At 70.1% G+C, this 23,328-nt stretch carries 22 protein-coding genes; 1 reads left to right on the forward strand and 21 read right to left on the reverse strand.

What is annotated here, in order from left to right; genetic code table 11:
• Positions 1-822, forward strand: an 822-nt coding sequence (locus tag GTW67_RS35305) for a glycoside hydrolase family 18 protein (protein ID WP_237519182.1), incomplete at its 5' end; no start/stop codon positions are given.
• A 9-nt stretch (positions 823-831) separates the two neighbouring features.
• Here the strand turns inward: GTW67_RS35305 and GTW67_RS35310 are convergent.
• From GTW67_RS35310 to thrB, 21 genes are all read right to left on the reverse strand, one after another.
• Positions 832-1,278, reverse strand: a complete 447-nt coding sequence (locus GTW67_RS35310) for a DUF2550 domain-containing protein (protein ID WP_161168794.1) — start codon at positions 1,276-1,278, stop codon at positions 832-834.
• A 142-nt stretch (positions 1,279-1,420) separates the two neighbouring features.
• On the reverse strand, positions 1,421-1,795 hold the full coding sequence (locus GTW67_RS35315) for a F0F1 ATP synthase subunit epsilon (protein WP_161168795.1): 375 nt from the start codon (positions 1,793-1,795) through the stop codon (positions 1,421-1,423).
• 130 nt (positions 1,796-1,925) lie between these two features.
• A complete protein-coding gene (gene atpD / locus GTW67_RS35320) occupies positions 1,926-3,362 on the reverse strand; it encodes a F0F1 ATP synthase subunit beta (RefSeq protein WP_161168796.1) in 1,437 nt (478 codons plus the stop codon).
• Entirely contained in the window at positions 3,362-4,279 is a 918-nt protein-coding gene (locus GTW67_RS35325; protein ID WP_161168797.1) for a F0F1 ATP synthase subunit gamma, read from the reverse strand. Before GTW67_RS35325 ends, atpD begins: the two co-directional genes overlap by 1 nt.
• 21 nt (positions 4,280-4,300) lie before the next feature.
• Positions 4,301-5,890, reverse strand: a complete 1,590-nt coding sequence (gene atpA / locus GTW67_RS35330) for a F0F1 ATP synthase subunit alpha (protein WP_161168798.1) — start codon at positions 5,888-5,890, stop codon at positions 4,301-4,303.
• Between the two features lie 175 nt (positions 5,891-6,065).
• Positions 6,066-6,881 carry a F0F1 ATP synthase subunit delta gene (locus tag GTW67_RS35335; protein ID WP_161168799.1) on the reverse strand — a complete coding sequence of 272 codons (816 nt, stop codon included), beginning with the start codon at positions 6,879-6,881 and terminating at the stop codon, positions 6,066-6,068.
• On the reverse strand, positions 6,878-7,432 hold the full coding sequence (locus tag GTW67_RS35340) for a F0F1 ATP synthase subunit B (RefSeq protein WP_102929168.1): 555 nt from the start codon (positions 7,430-7,432) through the stop codon (positions 6,878-6,880). Before GTW67_RS35340 ends, GTW67_RS35335 begins: the two co-directional genes overlap by 4 nt.
• Before the next feature lie 41 nt (positions 7,433-7,473).
• Complete coding sequence (gene atpE / locus GTW67_RS35345) at positions 7,474-7,704, reverse strand: ATP synthase F0 subunit C (protein WP_024884520.1); 231 nt, start codon at positions 7,702-7,704, stop codon at positions 7,474-7,476.
• A gap of 76 nt (positions 7,705-7,780) precedes the next feature.
• The gene (gene atpB, locus GTW67_RS35350) at positions 7,781-8,602 is read right to left on the reverse strand and encodes a F0F1 ATP synthase subunit A (protein WP_161168800.1); all 822 of its coding nucleotides are present in this window, start codon (positions 8,600-8,602) and stop codon (positions 7,781-7,783) included.
• A gap of 225 nt (positions 8,603-8,827) precedes the next feature.
• A complete protein-coding gene (locus tag GTW67_RS35355; RefSeq protein ID WP_161168801.1) occupies positions 8,828-9,262 on the reverse strand; it encodes a Cg1360 family ATP-synthase-associated protein in 435 nt (144 codons plus the stop codon).
• Positions 9,263-9,549: 287 nt separating this feature from the next.
• Complete coding sequence (locus GTW67_RS35360; RefSeq protein ID WP_161168802.1) at positions 9,550-10,839, reverse strand: MraY family glycosyltransferase; 1,290 nt, start codon at positions 10,837-10,839, stop codon at positions 9,550-9,552.
• 130 nt (positions 10,840-10,969) lie between these two features.
• Positions 10,970-12,223 carry a serine hydroxymethyltransferase gene (gene glyA / locus GTW67_RS35365; RefSeq protein WP_161168803.1) on the reverse strand — a complete coding sequence of 418 codons (1,254 nt, stop codon included), beginning with the start codon at positions 12,221-12,223 and terminating at the stop codon, positions 10,970-10,972.
• A gap of 93 nt (positions 12,224-12,316) precedes the next feature.
• Positions 12,317-12,997 (reverse strand): arsenate reductase/protein-tyrosine-phosphatase family protein, encoded by a 681-nt coding sequence (locus GTW67_RS35370; protein WP_161168804.1) that lies wholly within the window; start codon positions 12,995-12,997, stop codon positions 12,317-12,319.
• Positions 12,994-13,641 (reverse strand): L-threonylcarbamoyladenylate synthase, encoded by a 648-nt coding sequence (locus GTW67_RS35375; RefSeq protein ID WP_161168805.1) that lies wholly within the window; start codon positions 13,639-13,641, stop codon positions 12,994-12,996. Before GTW67_RS35375 ends, GTW67_RS35370 begins: the two co-directional genes overlap by 4 nt.
• A 50-nt stretch (positions 13,642-13,691) precedes the next feature.
• Positions 13,692-14,537: a peptide chain release factor N(5)-glutamine methyltransferase gene (gene prmC, locus GTW67_RS35380; protein ID WP_161168806.1), complete on the reverse strand. Its 846-nt coding sequence runs from the start codon at positions 14,535-14,537 to the stop codon at positions 13,692-13,694.
• Between the two features lie 61 nt (positions 14,538-14,598).
• On the reverse strand, positions 14,599-15,675 hold the full coding sequence (prfA, locus tag GTW67_RS35385) for a peptide chain release factor 1 (protein WP_161168807.1): 1,077 nt from the start codon (positions 15,673-15,675) through the stop codon (positions 14,599-14,601).
• 106 nt (positions 15,676-15,781) lie between these two features.
• Complete coding sequence (gene rpmE / locus GTW67_RS35390) at positions 15,782-16,006, reverse strand: 50S ribosomal protein L31 (protein WP_018571447.1); 225 nt, start codon at positions 16,004-16,006, stop codon at positions 15,782-15,784.
• 166 nt (positions 16,007-16,172) lie between these two features.
• A complete protein-coding gene (locus GTW67_RS35395) occupies positions 16,173-17,315 on the reverse strand; it encodes an LCP family protein (protein WP_161168808.1) in 1,143 nt (380 codons plus the stop codon).
• A 217-nt stretch (positions 17,316-17,532) separates the two neighbouring features.
• The gene (locus GTW67_RS35400) at positions 17,533-19,323 is read right to left on the reverse strand and encodes a trypsin-like serine protease (protein WP_346010821.1); all 1,791 of its coding nucleotides are present in this window, start codon (positions 19,321-19,323) and stop codon (positions 17,533-17,535) included.
• 172 nt (positions 19,324-19,495) lie between these two features.
• Positions 19,496-21,574 (reverse strand): transcription termination factor Rho, encoded by a 2,079-nt coding sequence (rho, locus tag GTW67_RS35405; protein ID WP_161168809.1) that lies wholly within the window; start codon positions 21,572-21,574, stop codon positions 19,496-19,498.
• Between the two features lie 411 nt (positions 21,575-21,985).
• Positions 21,986-22,915: a homoserine kinase gene (gene thrB, locus GTW67_RS35410; RefSeq protein WP_161168810.1), complete on the reverse strand. Its 930-nt coding sequence runs from the start codon at positions 22,913-22,915 to the stop codon at positions 21,986-21,988.
• Positions 22,916-23,328 lie beyond the last annotated feature (413 nt).

Consider the following 23,328-nt stretch of genomic DNA (forward strand, 5'->3'; position numbering starts at 1 on the left):
TGGTCCTTCGGCGGCTGGACCTGGTCCGGCGGCTTCCCCGACGCGGTCAAGAACCCGGCCGCCTTCGCGAAGTCCTGCCACGACCTGGTCGAGGACCCGCGCTGGGCCGACGTCTTCGACGGCATCGACCTGGACTGGGAGTACCCGAACGCCTGCGGCCTGAGCTGCGACACGACCAGCACCAAGACCGCCTTCAGCTCCATGATGAAGGCGATGCGCACCGAGTTCGGCAACGACCTGGTCACCGCGGCCGTCACCGCCGACGCCTCCACCGGCGGCAAGATCGAGGCCGCCGACTACGGCACGGCCGCGCAGTACATCAACTGGTACAACGTGATGACGTACGACTTCTTCGGCGCCTGGGCGAAGGACGGCCCGACCGCTCCGCACTCGCCGCTGACCTCGTACGCCGGCATCCCGCAGCAGGGCTTCAACTCCGCCGAGGCGATCGCGAAGTTCAAGGCGACGGGCGTGCCGGCCACCAAGCTGCTGCTCGGCATCGGCTTCTACGGCCGCGGCTGGACCGGCGTCACCCAGGCGGCCCCCGGCGGCACCGCGACCGGCCCGGCGGCCGGTACGTACGAGGCGGGCATCGAGGACTACAAGGTCCTGAAGAACAGCTGCCCGGCCACCGGCACGATCGCGGGCACCGCGTACGCGCACTGCGGCACCAACTGGTGGTCCTACGACACCCCGGCGACCGTGAAGTCCAAGATGGACTGGGCCGAGAACCAGGGCCTCGGCGGCGCCTTCTTCTGGGAGTTCAGCGGAGACACCGCCAACGGCGAGCTGGTGAGCGCCATCGACAGCGGCCTGAAGTAACAGACAGCACTAAGCGACGTTGACGCGCTGACCGGGCGGGGCTGCTTCCAGCCACGCGAGGAATCCGGTCAGCGCGTCTTCGCTCATCGCCAGTTCGAGCCGGTCGCCGCGGTGCACACACGCGAGGATCACGGCGTCGGACAGCAGCGCCAGCTCCTCCTCGCCGTCGGGCAGCCGGCGGCCGGCCACCTCGATCGCGGAGCGCTCCAGGACGCGGCGCGGGCGGGGGGAGTACGAGAAGACGCGGTACCACTCGACCCGGTCCCCGTTGTAGCGGGCCACACCGTAGGCCCAGCCCTTGCCGCCGCCGTCGCCCTCCTCGGGTGCGTCCCAGCGCAGGGAACAGTCGAAGGTGCCGCCGGAACGCTGGATCAGCCTGCGGCGCAGACCGAAGACGAACAGTCCGACCACCACCAGGGCGACGACAATTCCGCACACGGTCAGAGCGAGGACCATCGGCACCGACCTCCTCGTCTCCTAGGTAACGGAACGGAAAAATCACCCTGATCTGCCTCAGCCGCGGCCGGGTCCGGATCGCTCCGGTCCCAGCCGCGGCTGAGTGACGTCAAGGCACGACGCTATCGCACAGTGCTGTGGATCAGCGTCCCGCCGCCGCGCGCAGTCGCACGTCCGCGCGACGCTCGGCGTGGGCGTCGCCCTCCGCCTTCGCGCGCTCGAGCTCCCGCTCCGCGCGCTGGACATCGATCTCGTCCGACAGCTCGGCGATCTCGGCCAGCAGCGACAGCTTGTTGTCGGCGAACGAGACGAAACCGCCGTGCACCGCGGCGACGACCGTCCCACCATCACTCGTACGGATGGTCACCGGGCCCGACTCCAGCACACCGAGCAGCGGCTGGTGACCGGGCATGACGCCGATGTCGCCGGACGTGGTGCGCGCGACGACCAGGGTGGCCTCGCCGGACCAGACCTCTCGGTCGGCCGCGACCAACGCGACGTACAGCTCAGCAGCCAAGGTGGCTCCTCGGGTCACCACCCGGCGGGAGAGCCGGGTGTTGGTTACAAGTCTAAGGGGCGTGCCGGAGGGGGCGGGACGTGCCCGCCCCCTCCGGTGTGAGCCGCGAGGCCCACGATGAGCACGAGGCTCAGGAGACGCCGAGCTCCTTGGCGTTGCTCTTCAGGTCCTCGATGCCACCGCACATGAAGAACGCCTGCTCCGGGAAGTGGTCGTACTCGCCGTCGCAGATCGCGTTGAAGGCCGCGATCGACTCGTCCAGCGGGACGTCCGACCCGTCGACGCCGGTGAACTGCTTGGCGACGTGGGTGTTCTGGGACAGGAAGCGCTCCACGCGACGGGCACGGTGGACGACGAGCTTGTCCTCCTCGCCGAGCTCGTCGATACCGAGGATCGCGATGATGTCCTGGAGGTCCTTGTACTTCTGGAGGATGTTCTTCACGCGCATCGCGGCCTGGTAGTGGTCCGCCGCGATGTACCGCGGGTCGAGGATGCGGGACGTCGAGTCCAGCGGGTCCACGGCCGGGTAGATGCCCTTCTCGGAGATCGGACGGGACAGAACCGTCGTCGCGTCGAGGTGGGCGAAGGTGGTGGCCGGGGCCGGGTCGGTCAGGTCGTCCGCGGGGACGTAGATCGCCTGCATCGAGGTGATCGAGTGACCACGGGTCGAGGTGATGCGCTCCTGGAGGAGACCCATCTCGTCGGCCAGGTTCGGCTGGTAGCCCACCGCGGAGGGCATGCGGCCGAGCAGGGTCGACACCTCGGAACCCGCCTGGGTGAAGCGGAAGATGTTGTCGATGAAGAACAGCACGTCCTGCTTCTGGACGTCACGGAAGTACTCGGCCATGGTCAGGCCGGCCAGCGCGACGCGCAGACGGGTGCCCGGCGGCTCGTCCATCTGACCGAAGACCAGCGCGGTCTTGTCGATGACGCCGGACTCGCTCATCTCGTCGATGAGGTCGTTGCCCTCACGGGTGCGCTCACCGACACCGGCGAACACGGAGACACCGTCGTGGTTGTTGGCGACGCGGTAGATCATCTCCTGGATGAGCACCGTCTTGCCGACGCCGGCACCGCCGAACAGACCGATCTTGCCGCCCTTGACGTACGGGGTCAGCAGGTCGATGACCTTGACGCCGGTCTCGAACATCTCGGTCTTCGACTCGAGCTCGTCGAAGTTGGGCGCCTTGCGGTGGATCGGCCAGCGCTCACCGTCGTACTGCTCGTCGACGTTCAGCACCTCGCCGAGGGTGTTGAACACCTTGCCCTTGGTGAAGTCGCCGACGGGGACGGAGATGGCCGAACCCGTGTCGGTCACCGCGGCCTGGCGGACCAGACCGTCGGTGGGCTGCATGGAGATGGTGCGGACCAGGCCGTCACCGAGGTGCTGCGCGACCTCCAGGGTCAGCGTCTTCAGCTCGCCGGCCTTGGCCGGGTCGGCGACCTCGACGTGCAGCGCGTTGTAGATGTCCGGCATCGCGTCGACGGGGAACTCCACGTCGACGACCGGGCCGATGACCCGGGCGACGCGGCCCGTGGCCGTCGCGGTCTCAACAGTGGTGGTCATTAGTTGTCACTCCCCGCGTTCGCGTCGGCCAGGGCACTGGCGCCACCGACGATCTCGCTGATTTCCTGGGTGATTTCGGCCTGGCGGGCCGCGTTGGCAAGACGGGAGAGCGTGTTGATCAGCTCGCCCGCGTTGTCGGTGGCCGACTTCATCGCGCGTCGCGTGGCGGCGTGCTTGGAAGCGGCCGACTGAAGCAGCGCGTTGTAGATGCGGCTCTCGACGTAGCGCGGCAGCAGGGCGTCGAGGACGTCCTCCGCCGACGGCTCGAAGTCGTACAGCGGGAGGATCTCGTCCTTCGCCGCCGACTCCTGCGCGACCTCTTCGAGGCGCAGCGGAAGCAGCCGGGAGTCGACCGCCGTCTGCGTCATCATCGAGACGAACTCGGTGTAGACGATGTGGAGCTCGTCCACGCCGCCCTCGTCCGTCGCCTTCTCGATCGTCTCGATCAGCGGCGCCGCGACCTTCTTGGCGTCCGCGTACGTCGGCTCGTCGGTGAAGCCCGTGAACGACTCCGCGACCTTGCGCTCACGGAAGTTGTAGTGGGCGAGACCGCGCCGGCCGACGATGTACGTGTCGACCTGCTTGCCGTCGCGCTCAAGACGCTCGGTGAGCTGCTCCGCCGCCTTGATGGCGTTGGAGTTGAAGGCGCCGGCCAGACCGCGGTCGCTCGTGAGGAGCAGCACCGCGGCACGGGTCGGGTTGTCCGCCTCCGTGGTCAGCGGGTGCTTCGTGTTCGACCCGGTGCCGACCGCCGTGACCGCGCGGGTCAGTTCCTGCGCGTACGGCGTGGAGGCCGCCACCTTGCGCTGCGCCTTGACGACGCGCGAGGCGGCGATCATCTCCATCGCCTTGGTGATCTTCTTGGTCGCGGTGACGGATCGGATGCGACGCTTGTAGACCCGGAGCTGGGCTCCCATGAGTCAGGTCCCTTCCTTACGTCACTTGGCGGTGGACGGGGCGTCCTCGCCGAGCAGCTTGCCGTCCGAGGTCTCGAACTGCTTCTTGAACGACGTGATCGCCTCGGCGATGGCCTGGAGGGTGTCGTCGGACATCTTGCCGCCCTCGCGGATGGAGGTCATGAGGCCCTGCTCCTGGCGGTGCAGGTACTCGAGGAGCTCCTTCTCGAAGCGGCGGATGTCGGCGACGGGCACCTCGTCCATCTTGCCGGTGGTGCCGGCCCAGACGGAGACGACCTGGTCCTCGGTGGCCATCGGCTGGTACTGGTCCTGCTTCAGCAGCTCGACCATGCGCTGACCGCGCTCCAGCTGCGACTTCGACGCGGCGTCCAGGTCGGAACCGAAGGCGGCGAACGCCTCCAGCTCACGGAACTGGGCGAGGTCGACGCGCAGTCGGCCGGAGACCTGCTTCATGGCCTTGTGCTGGGCGGAGCCACCGACGCGGGAGACCGAGATACCGACGTTCAGGGCCGGACGCTGGCCGGCGTTGAACAGGTCGGACTCCAGGAAGCACTGGCCGTCGGTGATGGAGATGACGTTGGTCGGGATGAACGCCGAGACGTCGTTGGCCTTGGTCTCGACGATCGGCAGACCCGTCATCGAACCGGCGCCCTCGGCGTCGGAGAGCTTGGCGCAGCGCTCCAGCAGACGGGAGTGCAGGTAGAAGACGTCACCCGGGTAGGCCTCGCGGCCCGGCGGGCGGCGCAGCAGCAGCGACACGGCGCGGTAGGCGTCGGCCTGCTTCGACAGGTCGTCGAAGATGATCAGGACGTGCTTGCCCTCGTACATCCACTGCTGGCCGATGGCCGAGCCGGTGTACGGCGCCAGGTACTTGTAGCCGGCCGGGTCGGACGCCGGGGCGGCCACGATGGTCGTGTACTCCAGCGCGCCGTTCTCCTCCAGCGCGCGGCGGACCGACGCGATGGTGGAGCCCTTCTGGCCGATGGCGACGTAGATGCAGCGGACCTGCTTGTTCGGGTCGCCGGTGCGCCAGTTGTCGCGCTGGTTGATGATCGTGTCGACGGCCAGGGCGGTCTTGCCGGTCTGGCGGTCGCCGATGATCAGCTGACGCTGACCGCGGCCGATCGGGGTCATGGCGTCGACGGCCTTGTAGCCCGTCTCCATCGGCTCGTGCACCGACTTGCGCTGCATGACCGTGGGGGCCTGCAGCTCGAGGGCGCGGCGGCCCGAGGTCTCGATCTCGCCGAGGCCGTCGATCGCGTTGCCGAGGGGGTCGACGACGCGGCCGAGGTAGCCCTCGCCGACGGCCACGGAGAGGACCTCACCGGTACGCGAGACCGGCTGCCCCTCCTCGATGCCGCTGAACTCACCGAGGACGACGCAACCGATCTCGCGCTCCTCGAGGTTGAGGGCGAGGCCGAGGGTGCCGTCCTCGAACTTCAGCAGTTCGTTGGCCATGGCCGAGGGCAGGCCCTCGACCTTCGCGATGCCGTCGCCGGCAAGGGTGACCGTACCGACCTCCTCGCGCGAGGCCGCGTCCGGCTTGTACGACTGGACGAAGTTCTCCAGTGCGTCCCGGATCTCCTCCGGCCGGATCGTGAGCTCCGCCATCTGAGTTCCCTGCTCTCCTTGTTGGGCCCGAAGTTTCACTTGGGGGGTATTCCACGAGTCGGGACTCCCCCCAGTAAGAGGTGAATCCTCTGCACGGCCCAACCAGGGCCGTCGTAAGTACGTACTGCTACTGCTTGCTGTGCTGTTGTCGCGTGCTGCTTCCGCAGCGGGGCCGTCAGCTCGCCAGTCGGCGGCCGGCGTCCTCCAGGCGGTCCGCGATGGAGCCGTTGATGACCTCGTCACCGACCTGCACCCGGATCCCGCCGAGGACCTCGGGGTCCACGTCGAGGTTGAGGTGCATCGGACGGCCGTAGACCTTCGCGAGGGCGGCGCCGAGGCGCTGCTTCTGCGTGTCGCTCAGCGGCACCGCCGAGGTGACGACGGCGACCATCCGGTCTCGCCGGTCGGCGGCGAGCTTGGACAGGGATTCGAGTCCCGACTCCAGGCTACGTCCCCGCGGCGCGGTCACAAGGCGCGTCACCAGACGCTCCGTGGTCCGCTCCGCCCGGCCGCCGAGCAGGCTGCGCAGCAGCTCGCCCTTGGCCGAGGTGGTGGCCGACCGGTTGGTCAGCGCGGCCCGCAGCTCGGTGTTCGAGGAGACGATCCGGCCGAACCGGAACAGCTCGTCCTCGACGTTGTCGAGCCGGCCACGCTTCTGCGCGGCGGTGAGGTCGGCGGTGTTCGCCAGCTCCTCCAGCGCGTCCACCAGGTCGCGGGACTGCGACCAGCGGGAGCGCACCATGCCGGACACCAGGTCGGCGGCGGGGCCGCTGATCTGGGTGCCCAGGAGACGCTGGGCGAGTTCGGCCTTGGCCTCGCCGGCCTGCGCCGGGTCGGTCAGGACCCGACGCAGCGACACCTCGCGGTGGAGCAGCGCGGTGACGGCGGCCAGCTCGTCGGCGAGCGAGCCGGCGTCCACGGACGTGGAGTCCGTCAGCGCGTCGAGACGCTCGCGTGCGGCAGCCAGGGCCTCGCGGCTCGCTCCGTTCATCGGGTCGCCTCTGCCTTCGTCGCCTTGTCGTCCAGCTCGTCCAGGAAGCGGTCGATGACGCGACTCTGACGGGCGTGGTCCTCCAGGGACTCGCCGACGAGCTTGCCGGCCAGCTGAGTGGCCAGCTGTCCGACGTCCTGGCGCAGCGCGGACGCGGCGGCCTTGCGGTCGGCCTGGATCTGGGCGTGACCGGCGGCGATGATCTCCTCACGCTGCCGCTGGCCTTCCGCGCGCATCTCGGCGATGAGCGTGGCGCCCTGCTCCTGCGCCTCCTGGCGCAGGCGCGCGGCCTCGTGCCGGGCCTCGGCGAGCTGGGCCTTGTACTGCTCAAGGACGCTCTGGGCCTCGGTCTGCGCGGCCTCGGCCTTCTCGATACCGCCCTCGATGGCCTCGCGACGCTCTTCCAGAACCTTGTTGATGTTCGGGAGGAGCTTCCAGGCGAGGAAGCCGAAGACGATGACGAAGGCGATCAGGCCGATGACGAGCTCGGGGATCGGCGGGACGAGGGGATTCTCCATCTCCTCGGCCGCGATCTGGAGCATCGGGCTCATGGGTTTGCCTTTCGTCTAGTCGGCGGGAAGTTGATCCGCGATCACTTGCCGTAGACGAACGGCATGACCAGACCGATCAGGGCGAGCGCCTCACAGAACGCGAAGCCCAGGATCTGGTTGGCGCGGATCAGGCCGGCCGCCTCGGGCTGACGGGCCAGGGCCTGCGTGCCGTTACCGAAGATGATGCCGACGCCGACGCCGGGGCCGATGGCAGCGAGGCCGTAACCGATGGAGCCGAGCGAGCCGGAAACAGCGGCAAGGGTCTGGGACATGCCAGTTCTTCCTTTTCTTTACGGACCGGTGGGGGTTGGCCACCGGACGATCAGGGGGTGGTGGTGCGGGGTGCGCTCAGTGGTGCTCGGCGAGCGCGCCCTGAATGTACGTGCACGTGAGGAGCACGAAGACGTACGCCTGAAGGGCCTGGATGAAAAGTTCGAAGGCCGTCATGACGATCGTCATGACGAAGCTGACGCCCGCATAGGCGATGCCGATGCCGTTCAGCAGGTACCAGCTGGCGATCGTGAAGAGCAGCAGCAGGGTGTGGCCCGCGAACATGTTCGCGAAGAGACGCACGGCGTGCGTGAAGGGCCGCACCAGCAGGTTCGAGAAGAACTCGATGAGCATGGCCAGCGGCAGCACCGCGCCGAGGGACTTGTCGTAACCCGTGACGTTCTTGAAGAAGCCGACGAAGCCGTGCCGCTTGAACGTCAGCGAGACCCACAGGATGTAGACGACGGCCGCGAGGACCGCCGGGTAGGCGATGATCGAGGTCACCGGGAACTGGGCGACCGGGACGATCGACCAGAGGTTCATCATCCAGATGAAGAAGAAGAGGGAGACGATCAGCGGAACGTACTTCTCTCCTTCCTTCTTGCCGATGGTCTCGTAGACGACGCCACGGCGGATGAAGTCGTAACCGGTCTCGGCGACCATCTGTAGCTTGCCCGGCACCACCTTGGGCTTGCGGAAGGCGGCCCAGAAGAAGCCGACGATGACGAGCGAGCCGAGCAGGGCCAGCAGCATCGGCTTGTTGAAGTACAGGTTGCTGTCCGCGTCGCCCCAGAGGGGCTCGAATAGGAACGAGTGCAGGCCGGGAGCCGGGAAGCCACAGCCGTCGAAGATGTGGCAGTCGGTCTCGAAGGCGAGCACCTGCGTCGGGTCAGCACTCACCGCGGGCTCCTTCAGCGTGGCGCATGGATACGGCAACCTCGTTGTGTCGGCGCGGCGCGGGGCCGCTGTTCGGCACGGGACTGGTGTTACGGATATGGGGGCGGCTGTGGGGCATCTCGCCTCGCGATTGAACAGGCGTCAGCTGGGATGCCCGCGCCCGCGATGCCGCAGTTGGCACCGGACGATAGCAGGAGTTCAGATGCCTCTTTATCCCGGCCCTACCCCTCACGACGAGTGGCCCGTCGTTTCGGGCTTCTTACCCGTCGATTCGGGCTCGACGTAGAGAATCTTGGCCTTCATGTGGGCCCGCGTCTGCGCCGCAATCCAAGCCAGCGTGACGGCGACCAAGGTGATCGCGAAGGACCGGGGATTGAACAACGTCGTGTTCTTGAAGACGGCGAGGAAGACGAACAGCAGCAGGATCTGTGCCGCGTAGAGCATCAGGCCCATCGCCTGGAAAAGGTGCGGAAGCGATTTGGCGGTGCGCTGTAGGACGTAGAGACCGAGCCCCATGAAGAGCATCGCCACCACGGTCGCGACGACTGCTCCGACCGCCCCCTTGCCGCCGGCGAACACGGCGCTGACGACGGCGGCAACAGCGCCGACGGCAGCCGTGGGCACGGCAGCCTGAAGCAAGATCCGGACGTCATTGGACGGCATGGCGGCAACTCCGCTTTTCACAGGGGGCAGTGTGTCGTCATGGACGAGCGTAGTCCCGGGCCGAACGGAGTCCTGACGGCCAAGAGACCGTCGCACTACGGTCCTTAGGCTCTACCCGGGGGTTCTCGTGAACCGTATCACAAACTATTTGATGAGGTCTTTACCTGTGGGTGTGCTTGCTGTCACACATGAGAGTGACAGCGCGCGTCTGTGCAATTACCGCACCGAATTGTCTGGTATTGCGGAGCTTTGCTCCCCCACGAGTTGGCAATGCTCTCGTCAGATTCTTACCTTGTGCCCGAGCGGGGGCCCACGGCGGTCGCGCCGTTGACGCCGGAGACGCCCGCGGCGACCGGGACGCGGTCCTCCGCCTCGTCGGCGGCGGCCGGCGCCTCGGCGGCCGCCTTGCGGCGACGCCGGTAGCGCGGCGGCACGAAGTGCTCGGCCCAGCGCGGGGCGCGGGGGGTGAAGCGGGGCAGCAGGAGCAGCACCAGCCCGACCGCGCTGAGGAAGACGACGCTCAGCACGATCCACATCGACGCGGAGTTGACGGAGTAGGCGAGCGCACCGAAGGCGATCAGGGCCGACCAGAAGTACATGATCAGCACCGCGCGGCTGTGGGAGTGCCCGACCTCCAGCAGCCGGTGGTGCAGGTGCCCCCGGTCCGCGGCGAAGGGCGACTGGCCGCGCCAGGTGCGCCGCACGATCGCGAGGATCAGGTCGGCGGCCGGAATGGCGATGATGGTCAGCGGCATCAGCAGCGGGATGTAGACCGGCACCATCTGGTGCACGGTGTTGCGCTCGGAGCCGGAGAACAGCTTCATCACGTCCGGGTCGACCTGCCCGGTGACCGAGATCGCGCCGGCCGCGAGGATGAGGCCGATCAGCATCGACCCGGAGTCGCCCATGAAGATCCGGGCGGGGTGCATGTTGTGCGGCAGGAAGCCCAGGCACATGCCCATGAGGATGGCGGCGAACAGCGTGGCCGGGGCGGCCGCCTCGATGCCGTACGAGTACCAGATCCGGTAGGCGTACATGAAGAACGCGGCCGCCGCGATGCACACCATGCCGGAGGCCAGCCCGTCGAGGCCGTCCACGAAGTTGACCGCGTTGATGGTGATCACGACCAGGGCGACGGTGAGCAGCGTGCCCTGCCACTGGGTCAGGGCCACGGTCCCCACGCCCGGCACCGGGATCCACAGGATGGTGAGGCCCTGCACCACCATCACGCCGGCGGCGATCATCTGGCCGCCCAGCTTGATCAGGGCGTCGATCTCGAACTTGTCGTCCAGGACGCCGATCAGCCAGATCAGGGCGGCTCCGGAGAGCAGGGCCCGTGGTTCGTTGGACTTCTCGAAGACCTCGTTGAGGTTGGTGAGGTGGTCGGCGACCAGCAGGCCCGCGCAGAGACCGAAGAACATCGCGATCCCGCCGAGCCGCGGAGTGGGTTCCCGGTGCACGTCACGCGCCCGGATCTCCGGCATCGCTCCCGCCACGATCGCGAACTTCCGTACCGGCCCTGTCAGCAGATACGTCACCGCGGCCGTGACGCAGAGCGTCAGCAGGTATTCACGCACGGGCTTCCCCACAGGTCTCGCTGGCCATTCCCAGCCCCACACCCTAGCGATGCGCGCATATGTGTGAGGACTTCCGGGTAGCGACGATGGTTGCACGAGTGGCTGTGCACACGTGTGCCCCTACCCCGCCTCACCCGGGATAGGGCGGAAATTCCGCGGCCAGGTCCCGGGCGGCGGCCCGCGCCGCGGCGGGGTCCGTGGCGCCCCGCAGCACCCCCGCGAGCAGCGTCGCCACCGTCCGCATCTCCCGCTCGCCCATGCCCTGCGTGGTCACCGCCGCGGTGCCCAGGCGCAGGCCGCGGGCGTCGGCGTGCGGCAGCGCGCAGCAGTCCAGGACGATCCCGGCCGCCGCCAGCAGCCCCCGTGCCGTCCTGCCGTCGACGCCGAGCGGGGCGGGGTCGACGGTGATCAGGTGGGTGTCGGTGCCGCCGGTGGTGACGACGAAGCCCTCGGCGGCCAGGTGGGCGGCGAGGGTGCGGGCGTTGGCGACCACCTGACGGGCGTACGCGGCGAAGGCCGGGGTCCGCGCCTCGCCGAAGGCGACGGCCTTCGCGGCGATGGTGTGCATCTGCGCGCCGCCCTGCGTGAACGGGAACACGGCCCGGTCGACCCGCTCCGCGAGTTCGCTCCCGCAGAGGATCATGCCGCCGCGCGGTCCGCGCAGCACCTTGTGCGTGGTGGCGCAGACGATGTCGGCGTACGGCACCGGGCTGGGCGCCGCTCCCCCGGCCACCAGGCCCATCGGGTGCGCGGCGTCCGCGATCAGATAGGCGCCGGCCTCGTCGGCGACGTCGCGGAAGAAGGCGTAGTCCGGGTGGCGCGGGTAGGCGATCGAGCCGCACACGATCGCCTTGGGGCGGCGGGCGCGGGCCAGGGTGCGCACCTGGTCGTGGTCGACGAGCCCCGTCTCCGCGTCGACGCCGTAGCCGACGAAGTCGAACCAGCGGCCGGAGAAGTTGGCGGGCGAGCCGTGCGTGAGGTGACCGCCGTAGGGCAGGCCGAGCGCGAGGACGGTGTCGCCGGGGCGCAGCAGCGCGGCGTAGGCGGCGAGCACGGCGGAGGAGCCGGAGTGGGACTGCACGTTGGCGTGCTCGGCGCCGAAGAGGTCCCGGGCCCGTTCGACGGCGAGGCGTTCGGCGACGTCGGCGATCTCGCAGCCGCCGTGGTGCCGGGCGCCCGGGTAGCCCTCGGCGTACTTGTTGGCGAGCGGGGAGCCGAGGGCGGCCAGCACGGCCGGCGACGTGAAGTTCTCGGCGGCGATCAGCTGGAGCGTCGTCGACTGCCGGCGGCGTTCGGCGAGCAGGATCTCGGCCAGCTCGGGGTCCTGCCGCAGCAGGACGTCGAGCCCGCTGTCATCGGCCGCGAGGGCGTGGGTGACCGACATGGTGCGCTCCGGGCATGCGTCGACGGTGACGTACGACCAATGTAGGCCCGGAAAGCCCCGGGCGCCCGAGTTGCCCCGCGACGGGCGCCTCGCTCAGGCCCGGGCCGCGACCCCCGTCAGCGCCGTGACCACCGGGTCCAGCGCCTGGTGTATCTCGTCGCCGATCGACCGGAAGAACGTCAGCGGCGCCCCGTACGGGTCGTACACCTCGTCCGCCTCGGCCGTCGGGGCCAGGAGCCACCCGCGTAGAGCCGCCGCGGCGCGGACCAGGGCCCGTGCGCGGGTGACCACGCCCTCGTCCAGGGACGGCAGGGTCGCGGGGTCGATGGCGTTCACCAGGCGGGTGAACTCCTTGAGCGTGAAGGTGCGCAGGCCCGCCGAGTGGCCCATGGAGATGACCTGCGCGCGGTGGTCACGGGTCGCCGTGAGCACCAGGTCGGCGCGGATCACGTGCTCGTCGAGCAGTTCGCGCCCGGTGAAGCCGGCCGCGTCCGCGCCGAACTCCGCGAGGACCGTCTCCGCGTTCGCCTCCATGGGCGCGCCCTCGTGGCCCCAGGTGCCCGCGCTCTCCACGACGAGGCCGCCGCCCAGGACGCCCAGCCGCTCCGTCACGAAATGCCGGGTCAGCCGCTCGGTGATGGGCGAGCGGCACACGTTGCCGGTGCTGACGTGGAGGATGCGGAAGCTGTCGCGCGGGAGTCCGACGAACGTCGTCGTGATCTCCGCGGCGCGTTCCCCGTTGCCTATGCCACGCCCCGTCCCAGGGGCCGTCAATTCGCCACCTCGAGGTCGGGTACCACCTTGCGCAGTTCCTGCGCCGACAGCGCGCCGGCGCGCAGCAGGACCGGCACCTCGCGGGTGACGTCGACGATGGACGACGGGACGTTGCCGGGGGTGGGGCCGCCGTCGAGGTAGACGGAGACGGAGTCGCCGAGCATCTGCTGCGCGGCGTCGCAGTCCTCCGGCGCCGGGTGGCCGGTCAGGTTGGCGGAGGAGACGGCCATGGGGCCGAACTCGGTGAGCAGCTCGATGGCGACGGGGTGCAGCGGCATCCGCACGGCGACCGTGCCGCGGGTCTCGCCGAGGTCCCACTGGAGTGAGGGCTGGTGCTTGGCGACGAGGGTCAGCGCGCCCGGCCAGAAGGCGTCGACCAGCTCCCAGGCCTTCTCGGAGAAGTCGGTGACCAGGCCGTGCAGGGTGTTCGGGGAGCCGATGAGGACGGGGCTCGGCATGTTGCGGCCGCGGCCCTTGGCCTCCAGCAGGTCACCGACGGCCTCCGACGAGAACGCGTCGGCGCCGATGCCGTACACCGTGTCCGTGGGCAGCACCACGAGCTCGCCACGGCGGACGGCGGACGCGGCCTCGCGCAGACCGGTCACACGGTCGGTCGCGTCGTTGGTGTCGTATCGCCGAGCCATTTAGCGGGCCTCCTCGTACACGTACTGCGGGGTCGAAGTCAGGGGGACGGTCACGGCAGCGCCTTGCGGGCGGTCGCGAAGCGGGGGCGCTTGTTGAGGTCGGGGTGGTCGGCCGCGTCGGCCCAGCCCCGCTCCTCGGTGAAGATCCACGGCACCTGGCCGCCCTGGGTGTCGGCGTGCTCGACGACGACGACCCCGCCGGGGCGCAGCAGGCGGTGCGCGGTGCGCTCCAGGCCGCGGATCAGGTCGAGCCCGTCCTCGCCGGAGAACAGCGCCATCTGGGGATCGTGGTCGCGGGCCTCGGGGGCGACGTACTCCCACTCGGTGAGCGGGATGTACGGCGGGTTGGAGACCACCAGGTCGACCTGGCCGTCGAGGTCCGGGAAGGCGGTCAGGGCGTCGCCCTGGCGCAGTTCGACCCTGGACCCCTCCATGTTCTTCCGCGTCCACACGAGGGCGTCCTCGGACAGCTCCACGGCGTACACGCGCGAGCGCGGCACCTCCTGGGCGAGCGCGAGCGCGATGGCGCCGGAGCCCGTGCACAGGTCGACGATGCAGGGCTCGACGACGTCCATGGCGCGCACCGCGTCTATCGCCCAGCCGACGACCGACTCGGTCTCGGGACGGGGCACGAAGACGCCGGGGCCGACCTGGAGCTCCAGGTAGCGGAAGTAGGCGCGGCCGGTGATGTGCTGGAGCGGCTCGCGCGCCTCGCGGCGGGCGACGACCTCCCAGTACCGGGCGTCGAAGTCCGCGTCGGGCACGGTGTGCAGCTCGCCCCGCTTGACGCCGTGCAGATACGCGGCGAGTTCCTCCGCGTCGGTGCGCGGCGAGGGCACGCCGGCGTCGGCCAGCCGCTGGGTGGCCTGGGCCACCTCCGCGAGCAGCAGGTTCACGCTGGTCCTCCGGGGCTGAGCTGTTCGTCCGGTACGGGCCGTACCGGTGCGGCTACGGGGCTTACGCGGCGGCGAGCTTGGCCGCCGAGTCCGCGTCGACGCAGGCCTGGATCACCGAGTCGAGGTCGCCGTCCAGGACCTGGTCCAGGTTGTACGCCTTGAAGCCGACGCGGTGGTCCGAGATGCGGTTCTCCGGGAAGTTGTACGTGCGGATCTTCTCGGAGCGGTCGACGGTGCGGACCTGGCTGCGCCGGGCGTCCGCGGCCTCCCTCTCCGCCTCCTCCTGCGCCGCCGCGAGCAGCCTGGAGCGCAGGATACGCATCGCCTGCTCCTTGTTCTGGAGCTGGCTCTTCTCGTTCTGGCAGGAGGCGACGACTCCGGTGGGAATGTGCGTGATGCGCACGGCGGAGTCGGTGGTGTTGACGGACTGACCGCCGGGCCCGGAGGACCGGTAGACGTCGATGCGCAGGTCGTTCGGGTTGATCTCGACGTCGATCTCCTCGGCCTCGGGCGTGACGAGCACGCCGGCCGCGGAGGTGTGGATGCGCCCCTGGGACTCGGTCGCGGGCACGCGCTGCACGCGGTGCACGCCGCCCTCGTACTTGAGGCGGGCCCAGACGCCCTGGCCGGGCTCGGTGGCGCCCTGGCCGCCCTTGGTCTTCACGGCGACCTGGACGTCCTTGTAGCCGCCCAGCTCGGACTCGGTGGCGTCGATGATCTCGGTCTTCCAGCCGACCCGCTCGGCGTACCGCAGGTACATGCGCAGCAGGTCGCCGGCGAACAGCGCCGACTCGTCGCCGCCCGCGCCGGCCTTGATCTCCAGGATGACGTCCTTGTCGTCGCTGGGGTCGCGCGGGACGAGCAGCAGGCGCAGCTTCTCGGTGAGCTCGTCGCGCTGCTTGTCCAGCTCCTTGACCTCGGCAGCGAAGTCCGGGTCGTCGGCGGCCAGTTCGCGCGCGGTCTCGATGTCGTCGCCGGTCTGCTTCCAGGAGCGGAACGTGGCGACGATCGGGGTGAGCTCGGCGTAACGCTTGTTCAGCTTGCGCGCGTTGGCCTGGTCGGAGTGGACCGACGGGTCGGCGAGCTTCTTCTCCAGGTCGGCGTGCTCGGCGACGAGTTCCTCGACGGCCTCGAACATCTTGGGCTCCTGCTACTGCGGTGAAGGGGAAGGCGGGCGACCAAAAACGCCGGTCCCGGCGCTCCCCCGGCTGGGGTCGCGGCCGTGGACCGGCGATTGGGGCTCGCTACTTCTTGGAGCCGGCGGCAGCCTTGCCGAAGCGGGCCTCGAAGCGGGCCACGCGGCCACCGGTGTCGAGGATCTTCTGCTTGCCCGTGTAGAACGGGTGGCACTCGGAGCAGACCTCGGCCCGGATGGTGCCGGAGTCGATGGTGCTGCGGGTGGTGAACGACGCGCCACAGGTGCAGCTGACCTGCGTCTCGACGTACTCGGGGTGGATGTCGCGCTTCAAGGTGTCTCCTAGGTTCGGGAGGGCGCCGGGTCGCTTCCGCGGATTGCGGGGGCGTGAACCGGGGCCGACGTACCAGTCTGCCAGGACCGGCCGCATCTCCCAAAACCGGGGGCCGGAGCGTTCTATTCCCCGGGGCGGCCGGTCCCCCTCGGGGTGCCGGCGGGTCTCAGGACGCCGAGACGACGTCCTTGGCCTCGCCGGTGGCCGTGTCCTCGGTCGCGCTCGCCGGGATCGGCCGGTCGTTCCTGAGGGCGTCCCACACCTGCCGGGCCTTGTCCTTCTCGACGAGGACCCGGTTGCCGTCGGCGGGGTCGTAGATCACCGGCATGGTGACCATGTGCATGCTGCCGGGGGCGATGCCCTTCAGGCCGCTCGCGAAGGACATCAGGGAGTTCACCGAGCCCAGGTCGGAGTCGGTGGTGACGGTCTTGGTGGCGGTGTCGGCGATGTCGTACAGCTTCTTGGGGTTGCCGAGCAGGCCGATGTCCTTGACCTGGTGGACCAGGGCCTTGACGAAGGCCTGCTGGAGCTGGATGCGGCCCAGGTCGGAGCCGTCGCCGACGCCGTGCCGGGTGCGGACCAGGCCGAGGGACTGCTCGCCGTCGAGCCGGTGGGTGCCGGCCTTGAGGTCGAGGTGGCTGTCGGGGTCCTTGATGTCCTCGGTGGTGGTGACCTGGACGCCGCCGAGGTCGTCGATGAGCTGCTGGAAGCCGCTGAAGTCGACCTCCAGGTAGTGGTCCATGCGCAGCCCGCTGACCGATTCGACGGTCTTCACGGCGCAGGCGGCGCCGCCGGTGGAGTAGGCGGAGTTGAACATGGCGTCGGTCTCGGCGGGGTGCTCGCCGCCGTCGGTGTCGGTGCACCCGGGCCGGTCGATGAGGGTGTCGCGCGGGATGGAGACCACGCTGGCCTTCTTGTGGCCCTTGTAGACGTGCACGACCATCGCCGTGTCGGAGCGGGCGGTGCCGTCGTCGGTGCCGCCGCCGAGCTGCTTGTTGCCGCCGGAGCGGGTGTCCGAGCCGAGGACGAGGATGTTCTCGGAGCCGTCGTCGGCCTTCTCGGGCCGGTCGGTGCCGAGGGCCTGGTCGATGTCGACGCTCGTGAGGTTGCCGTTGAGCTTGAAGTACAGGACGCCGGCGCCGGTGCCGCCCAGGACCACGATGCCCGCGGCGGTCCAGGCCATGGCGAGCAGCGCCTTGCGCCGTCTGTCACGGGGCTTGCGGCGGCGGCCCTTGCCCCGGCGGCGCCCGTCGGCGCGGGACTCTCCGGGGCCGGGTATGGCGGGATCCGGCGTGCTCTCGGCGGACATGTGCTCCTCGGTTCTCGTACGGTCGGCTACCCCCTGCTTCTCAGGGTCGGGGTCGGTGCGGCTCCGGCGGTTTTCCACCGGTACCTCACCATCGTCCCTCCGTACGTCAGACGGCGGAACTCGGGACAGGGTTGCACAACGCACTGTGCCCGGCGCGTGACGCGCCGGGCACAGAGAGTCGCCGGATCGACCGCGAATTCCGCGGTCACCTGCGGTTTCAGCTGACGATGTCGTAACTGCCGTAACCGCTGCCGATCTTGACGGCTGTGGCGAAGATCGCGGTTCCGGCCTTGCCGGTACCGGCGTACAGGTACGCGTTGCCGTACTTCGTGATGGCCACGACGTCGGCCTTGCCGTCGCCCGTCACGTCGCCGGGCGAGACGACGGTCTTGACGTCGGGCCAGGCCCGCAGCTTGATCCGGGTCGAGAAGGCGCTGGTGGCCGACCCGCGGCCCGGGTACAGGTAGAGGTCGCCGTTGCCGGCGCGGCCGAGCAGGTCCGCCTTGCCGTCACCGGTGAAGTCGCCGTGTCCGCGGAGCTGGTTGTAGGCGGAGAAACCGGTGGTCACCCGGATCGGGCTGCCGAAGGTGCCGTTGCCGCGGCCCGGGTAGAGCAGGAGGGTGTTCGCGGAGTCCAGCGACAGCAGGTCGGCCAGGGTGTCCCCGGTCAGGTCGCCCGGCACGAGGATCTGCTTGCGGCTGCTCCAGCCGGTGGCGAGGGTCTTGTGCGCCCAGGACTGGCTGGAGGGCTGGTAGTGCGACCAGACCAGGCTGCCGTCGGTGCCGCGGCTGACGAGGTCCTGGTAGCCGTCCCGGTCGAGGTCGGCCTGGACGACCAGGTTGACGCCGCTCCAGTCGCCCCAGGCCTCGCGGGCGGCGAAGGACGTGCCCTTGGAGTTCTGGGAGTAGCCGACCTTGTTGGACGCCTGGCGCAGCCACAGGTCGGCGCGGCCGTCGCCGCTGATGTCGGTGTCGTCCACCCGCGGGTAGGTGACACCGGCGTAGGTGCTGACCTTGGAGAAGACGCCGTACGCGCCCTTCGCGACGCAGTCCTCCACGCCCCAGGAGACGACGCCGGCGATGCGGCCGCCGACGACCAGGGGGCCGCCGGAGTCGCCGTTGCACGGCGTGACGGTGCCCGCGTCGGACCCGGTGGCGGGGGTGCCGGCGCAGACCATGTGGCCCTTGACGTAGTCGGCGCCCCAGGCGGCGGCGCAGGTGCCGTCCGACTGGACCGGCAGCGTGGCCGTCTTCAGTACGTCGGAGATGGCGTCGGAGGTGGAGCTGGTGCGGCCCCAGCCGTAGACCTTGGCGCTGGTGCCGGCCTGGTAGGAGGCCGTGTCGCCCGACGTGGTCATGGGGATCGGCTTGGCCGTGACCGGGTTCGGCAGGGTCAGCAGGGCCATGTCGTTGTCGAGGGTCACCGCGTTGAACGACGGGTGGTTCCACTGCCGCCACACGCCGGACAGGGTGCCGCCGTGCAGGTCGGTGCTCGTGGCCAGCTGCGCGGTGCCGGTGACGACGGCGCCGTTGGCGTTCCAGTTGTAGCCCTTGACGCAGTGCGCGGCGGTGAGGATCTTCGTCGGGGCGACGACGGCGCCGCCGCAGAAGAAGCCGATGTCGTCGCTCTCGCCCGCGGTGCCGCGGTCGTCGTAGTACCAGAGCTGGGCCATCCACGGCGCGGTGGAGATGGTGGTCCCCGTGCCGCCGATGATCTTCGGGTCGATCGAGGCGGCGTCGCCGGTGGTGTCACTGCGCTGGGCGCGGCCGGTGTGGTCGCCGGCCTTGTCGTCGCCGGCCACGGCGCCCGCGAGGCGCCGCTGGAGCTCGGCCTGCGGCACCGTCCTCGGGGCGGGCCGGACCGTCGGGTCCGGCGCGGTGGGCGCGGCGGTGGCGGACGACGTCGTCAGCGTGGCCGCCACGAGCCCGGCGAGGCCCGCGGCGAGCGTGGGCAGCGCGAGACGCTTCCCGCGTCTGCGGCGTGCGGACGCGGGCAGGGATGTAGGCACTCAAGTCCCCCCAGGAGATGAGAGATTCGGGAAGCGAGCCGTGTGGCGTCCGTAGGTCCCCCCGGACGCCGGACACTCGCGAGGGCGTGATCGTACACCTGTTCACAGACAACGCACAGAGCCGCCCCCGTCACGGGTGTGACGGGGGCGGCTCCGTGGTGCTGCGAAGGCGTCAGTCGCCGTTGCCCGGCGTCGGGGTCGTCTTCTGGATCTGGAGCAGGAACTCGGCGTTCGACTTGGTCTGCTTCATCTTGTCGAGGAGCAGCTCGATCGCCTGCTGCGAGTCGAGCGCGTGCAGCACCCGGCGCAGCTTCCACACGATGGCCAGCTCGTCGCTGCCGAGCAGGATCTCTTCCTTGCGGGTGCCGGACGCGTCCACGTCCACCGCCGGGAAGATGCGCTTGTCGGCGAGCTTCCGGTCGAGCTTGAGCTCCATGTTGCCGGTGCCCTTGAACTCCTCGAAGATCACCTCGTCCATGCGGGACCCGGTGTCCACCAGGGCGGTGGCGAGGATGGTCAGCGAGCCGCCGTCCTCGATGTTGCGGGCCGCACCGAAGAAGCGCTTCGGCGGGTACAGGGCGGTCGAGTCGACACCACCGGACAGGATGCGGCCGGAGGCCGGGGCGGCGAGGTTGTACGCACGGCCCAGACGCGTGATCGAGTCGAGCAGCACGACGACGTCGTGACCCAGCTCCACCAGGCGCTTGGCGCGCTCGATGGCGAGCTCGGCGACCGTGGTGTGGTCCTCGGCCGGGCGGTCGAAGGTCGAGGAGATGACCTCGCCCTTCACCGACCGCTGCATGTCGGTGACCTCTTCCGGACGCTCGTCGACGAGGACGACCATCAGGTGGCACTCGGGGTTGTTGTGGGTGATCGCGTTGGCGACCGCCTGCATGATCATGGTCTTGCCGGTCTTCGGCGGGGCCACGATCAGACCGCGCTGGCCCTTGCCGATGGGCGAGACGAGGTCGATGATGCGGGTCGTCAGCACGCCCGGGTCCGTCTCCAGGCGGAGGCGGTCCTGCGGGTACAGCGGCGTCAGCTTGTTGAACTCCGGCCGTCCGCGGCCGTGTTCGGGCGCCATGCCGTTGACGGAGTCCAGGCGGACCAGCGCGTTGAACTTCTCGCGCCGCTCGCCCTCCTTCGGCTGGCGGACCGCACCGGTGAGGTGGTCGCCCTTGCGCAGGCCGTTCTTGCGGACCTGGGCGAGGGAGACGTACACGTCGTTCGGACCGGGCAGGTAGCCGGAGGTCCGGATGAACGCGTAGTTGTCGAGGATGTCGAGGATGCCCGCGACCGGGATGAGGACGTCGTCCTCGTTGATCTGCGGCTCCTGCTGGATCTCGTCGCGCCCGCGACGGCCCCGGCGGTCCCGGTAGCGGCCGCGACGGCCACGGCGGCCGCCGTCGAAGTCGTCGTCGTCCTGCGGACCGTTGTTGCGGTCCTGGCGTCCGCCGCCCTGCTGCTGGCGCTGACCGCCGCCCTGGTTCTGCTGCTGGTCGTCGCCCTTGCCGCGGCGGTCGCGGTCACGGTCACGACCGCGGTCACGGTCACGCCCACGGTCGCGGTCGCGGTCGCGGCGGCGGCCCTCGCCGCCGTCACCGGCTTCGCCGCGGCCGTCGCCCTGGTTCTGCTGCGACTGCTGCGCGGACGAGTCGTTCCTCGGCTCGCTCTTGACCTCGGCCGGGGCCGTGTCGTTGGCGGCGGCCGGGCTGCCGGCGTCGGCGGTGGCCCGGCGACGGCGGCGCTCGGAGGGGGCGTCGTCGGCGGGGGCGCCCGACTGGTCGGCGGAGGCCGCGACCTTCGGGGACGGCTGGCCGGGAATGTCGATCTGCTGCTGGGCCACGGCCTGGTCGGCGGCGGCCTTGTCGGCCTTCTTCTCGGCCTTGCCGGCCTTCGGGGCCTTCTCGGCGGCGGCGCTCTCGTCGCCCGTACGGGTCCGGGAGGTGGCGCGGCGCTTCGGCTTGGTCTCGCCGGCGGCGTCCGCGGCGGGCGCGGCCTTGGCGGGGGCGCCCCCCGCGGCCTGCGCTTCCTTGATGACCTCGATCAGCTGGCTCTTGCGCATCCGCGCGGTGCCCCTGATGCCGAGGCCTGATGCGACCTGCTGAAGCTCGGCCAGCACCATGCCCTCGAGGCCGGTACCGCGGCGCCGCCGGGAGCCGGCACCGGTGGCAGGCGCGGAGGCGTCCGTGGCGGGCGCGGCAGCGGTCTCCTCGACACGTGCGCCCATCAGATCGGTGGTGTCGCTCACGAAGGGTCCTTCCCTGGAGCGGACGTCGGCCTGTCTGGCTCGGCGACCGGTTGTGCTGTCCGGCTTCGGTCCTTGCTGTGTGAACCGTGCCGGGGCGGTGGTCCGCCCAATCGGCGGAAGAAATATCTGGTGATGGCGCTCCCCCTGGCCGTGGCACCCAGTGTCTGTGTCACGCGGTGTGGTCGCACCGGTTCCGAAGCGTGCCCGGCAAGCCGCTCAGTGTCCGTGTCGGCCGTACTGATGACGTACGACGTCGAGCACACAATGCGGCTTGGGGAGCTCCCGGAAGAATGTCTGTCCCGGACGGGGACACGAGGCACCTCGCCATGGTGGGGTCGGGTGCAGACTTGAGATTAACACTACCGGATCCAACAAACATTCCCCCTCTCGAAATCCGGCAACCGTCCGCGTCTAGATGTCGCCGGAGGCCGCCAGCGGCAGGACGCAGGCGCCCTGCTGGTCCAGGCTCAGCCGGTTGGCCGCCCAGTCCGTGCCCGCCAGCGCCTCGACCTTGTCGGCCGTGCCGGCGTCGGCCAGCGCCATCACGGTGGGTCCGGCGCCGGAGATGACCGCCGGGATCCCGTCCCCGCGCAGCCGCTCCACCAGCGCGGCGCTCTCCGGCATGGCGGGCGCGCGGTACTCCTGGTGGAGGCGGTCCTCGGTGGCCGGCAGCAGCAGCTCGGGGCGCCTGGTCAGGGCCTCGACGAGCAGGGCGGCGCGGCCCGCGTTGGCGGCGGCGTCGACGTGCGGCACGGTGCGCGGGAGCAGGCCGCGCGCGGTCTCCGTCAGGACCGGCTTTCCGGGCACGAAAACCACCGGAACGATGGAATCGGAGGGCTCCATCCTGATGGCCCGGGCGGCGCCGGCCTCCATCCAGGAGAGGGTGAAGCCGCCCAGCAGACAGGCCGCCACATTGTCGGGGTGACCCTCGATCTCGGTGGCGAGGTCGAGTACCGCGGCGTCGTCGAGGCGGGCCTCGCCGCCTATGGTCACGGCGCGCGCGGCGACGATGCCGGCGCAGATGGCGGCGGAGGAGGAGCCGAGGCCGCGGCCGTGCGGGATGCGGTTGGCGCAGACGATCTCCAGGCCGCGCGGCTGTCCGCCGAGGAGGTCGAAGGCGGTGCGCAGGGAGCGGACGAGGAGGTGCTTCTCGTCGCGCGGCAGCGTCTCGCTGCCCTCACCCGCGATGTCGATGTGCAGCCCGGAGTCGGCCACCCGGACGACCACGTCGTCGTACAAGCCCAGCGCGAGGCCGAGGGCGTCGAAGCCCGGGCCGAGGTTGGCGCTGGTGGCGGGGACGCGCACCCGGACGGCGGCGGCGCGGAACGCTGGACCGGCCATCGCTCGATGACTCTCCTTGAGCTGCGTGGTTGTCGAATGACGTTCGCTTCGGCATTCGGTGACTGACGGGATCCCCCGGTGCCGCCGCTCCCTGCCGAACGGGCGACCGCACCGCGTCCGCTTGCCGACCGCGGAGACAGCGCGGTACCTCGGCATATGCGGCGGGCGGGTTCGGTACAGCCTATCGAAGGAAGGTTCTGTGGCGACACAGGGCGCACAGACGGCGCACGATGCGTGTCGTAAGCCCCCTGTGCACCCCCCGTGAAGGGCTTTCCCGGTTGGGCGTCGCTTACGCCCGTTCGCGCCGGTGGAAGGGGCGCGTTTCGCCGACGGCGGTTTCCCTGCCGGCGGCTTCCGCGTGGGCGGTCTCCGCCTCGGCGGGGCGGCTGACCGCCCCGCCGGGTGCCCGGCCA

This window comes from Streptomyces sp. SID5910 (assembly GCF_009862125.1).
Classification (GTDB): Bacteria; Actinomycetota; Actinomycetes; order Streptomycetales; family Streptomycetaceae; genus Streptomyces.

Coding starts and splice junctions, on each gene's coding strand:
- GTW67_RS35335 (WP_161168799.1), bottom strand. CDS start 6,881: ATGAACGGAGCGAGCCGCGAGGCCCTGGCTGCCGCACGCGAGCGTCTC.
- GTW67_RS35375 (WP_161168805.1), bottom strand. CDS start 13,641: ATGGCTCGGCGATACGACACCAACGACGCGACCGACCGTGTGACCGGT.
- GTW67_RS35395 (WP_161168808.1), bottom strand. CDS start 17,315: ATGTCCGCCGAGAGCACGCCGGATCCCGCCATACCCGGCCCCGGAGAG.
- GTW67_RS35340 (WP_102929168.1), bottom strand. CDS start 7,432: ATGAGCCCGATGCTCCAGATCGCGGCCGAGGAGATGGAGAATCCCCTC.
- atpD (WP_161168796.1), bottom strand. CDS start 3,362: ATGACCACCACTGTTGAGACCGCGACGGCCACGGGCCGCGTCGCCCGG.
- GTW67_RS35325 (WP_161168797.1), bottom strand. CDS start 4,279: ATGGGAGCCCAGCTCCGGGTCTACAAGCGTCGCATCCGATCCGTCACC.
- atpA (WP_161168798.1), bottom strand. CDS start 5,890: ATGGCGGAGCTCACGATCCGGCCGGAGGAGATCCGGGACGCACTGGAG.
- glyA (WP_161168803.1), bottom strand. CDS start 12,223: ATGTCGGTCACCCACGCCCTCGCGGCCGATGACAGCGGGCTCGACGTC.
- prfA (WP_161168807.1), bottom strand. CDS start 15,675: ATGTTCGAGGCCGTCGAGGAACTCGTCGCCGAGCACGCCGACCTGGAG.
- GTW67_RS35355 (WP_161168801.1), bottom strand. CDS start 9,262: ATGCCGTCCAATGACGTCCGGATCTTGCTTCAGGCTGCCGTGCCCACG.
- atpE (WP_024884520.1), bottom strand. CDS start 7,704: ATGTCCCAGACCCTTGCCGCTGTTTCCGGCTCGCTCGGCTCCATCGGT.
- thrB (WP_161168810.1), bottom strand. CDS start 22,915: ATGGCCGGTCCAGCGTTCCGCGCCGCCGCCGTCCGGGTGCGCGTCCCC.
- GTW67_RS35310 (WP_161168794.1), bottom strand. CDS start 1,278: ATGGTCCTCGCTCTGACCGTGTGCGGAATTGTCGTCGCCCTGGTGGTG.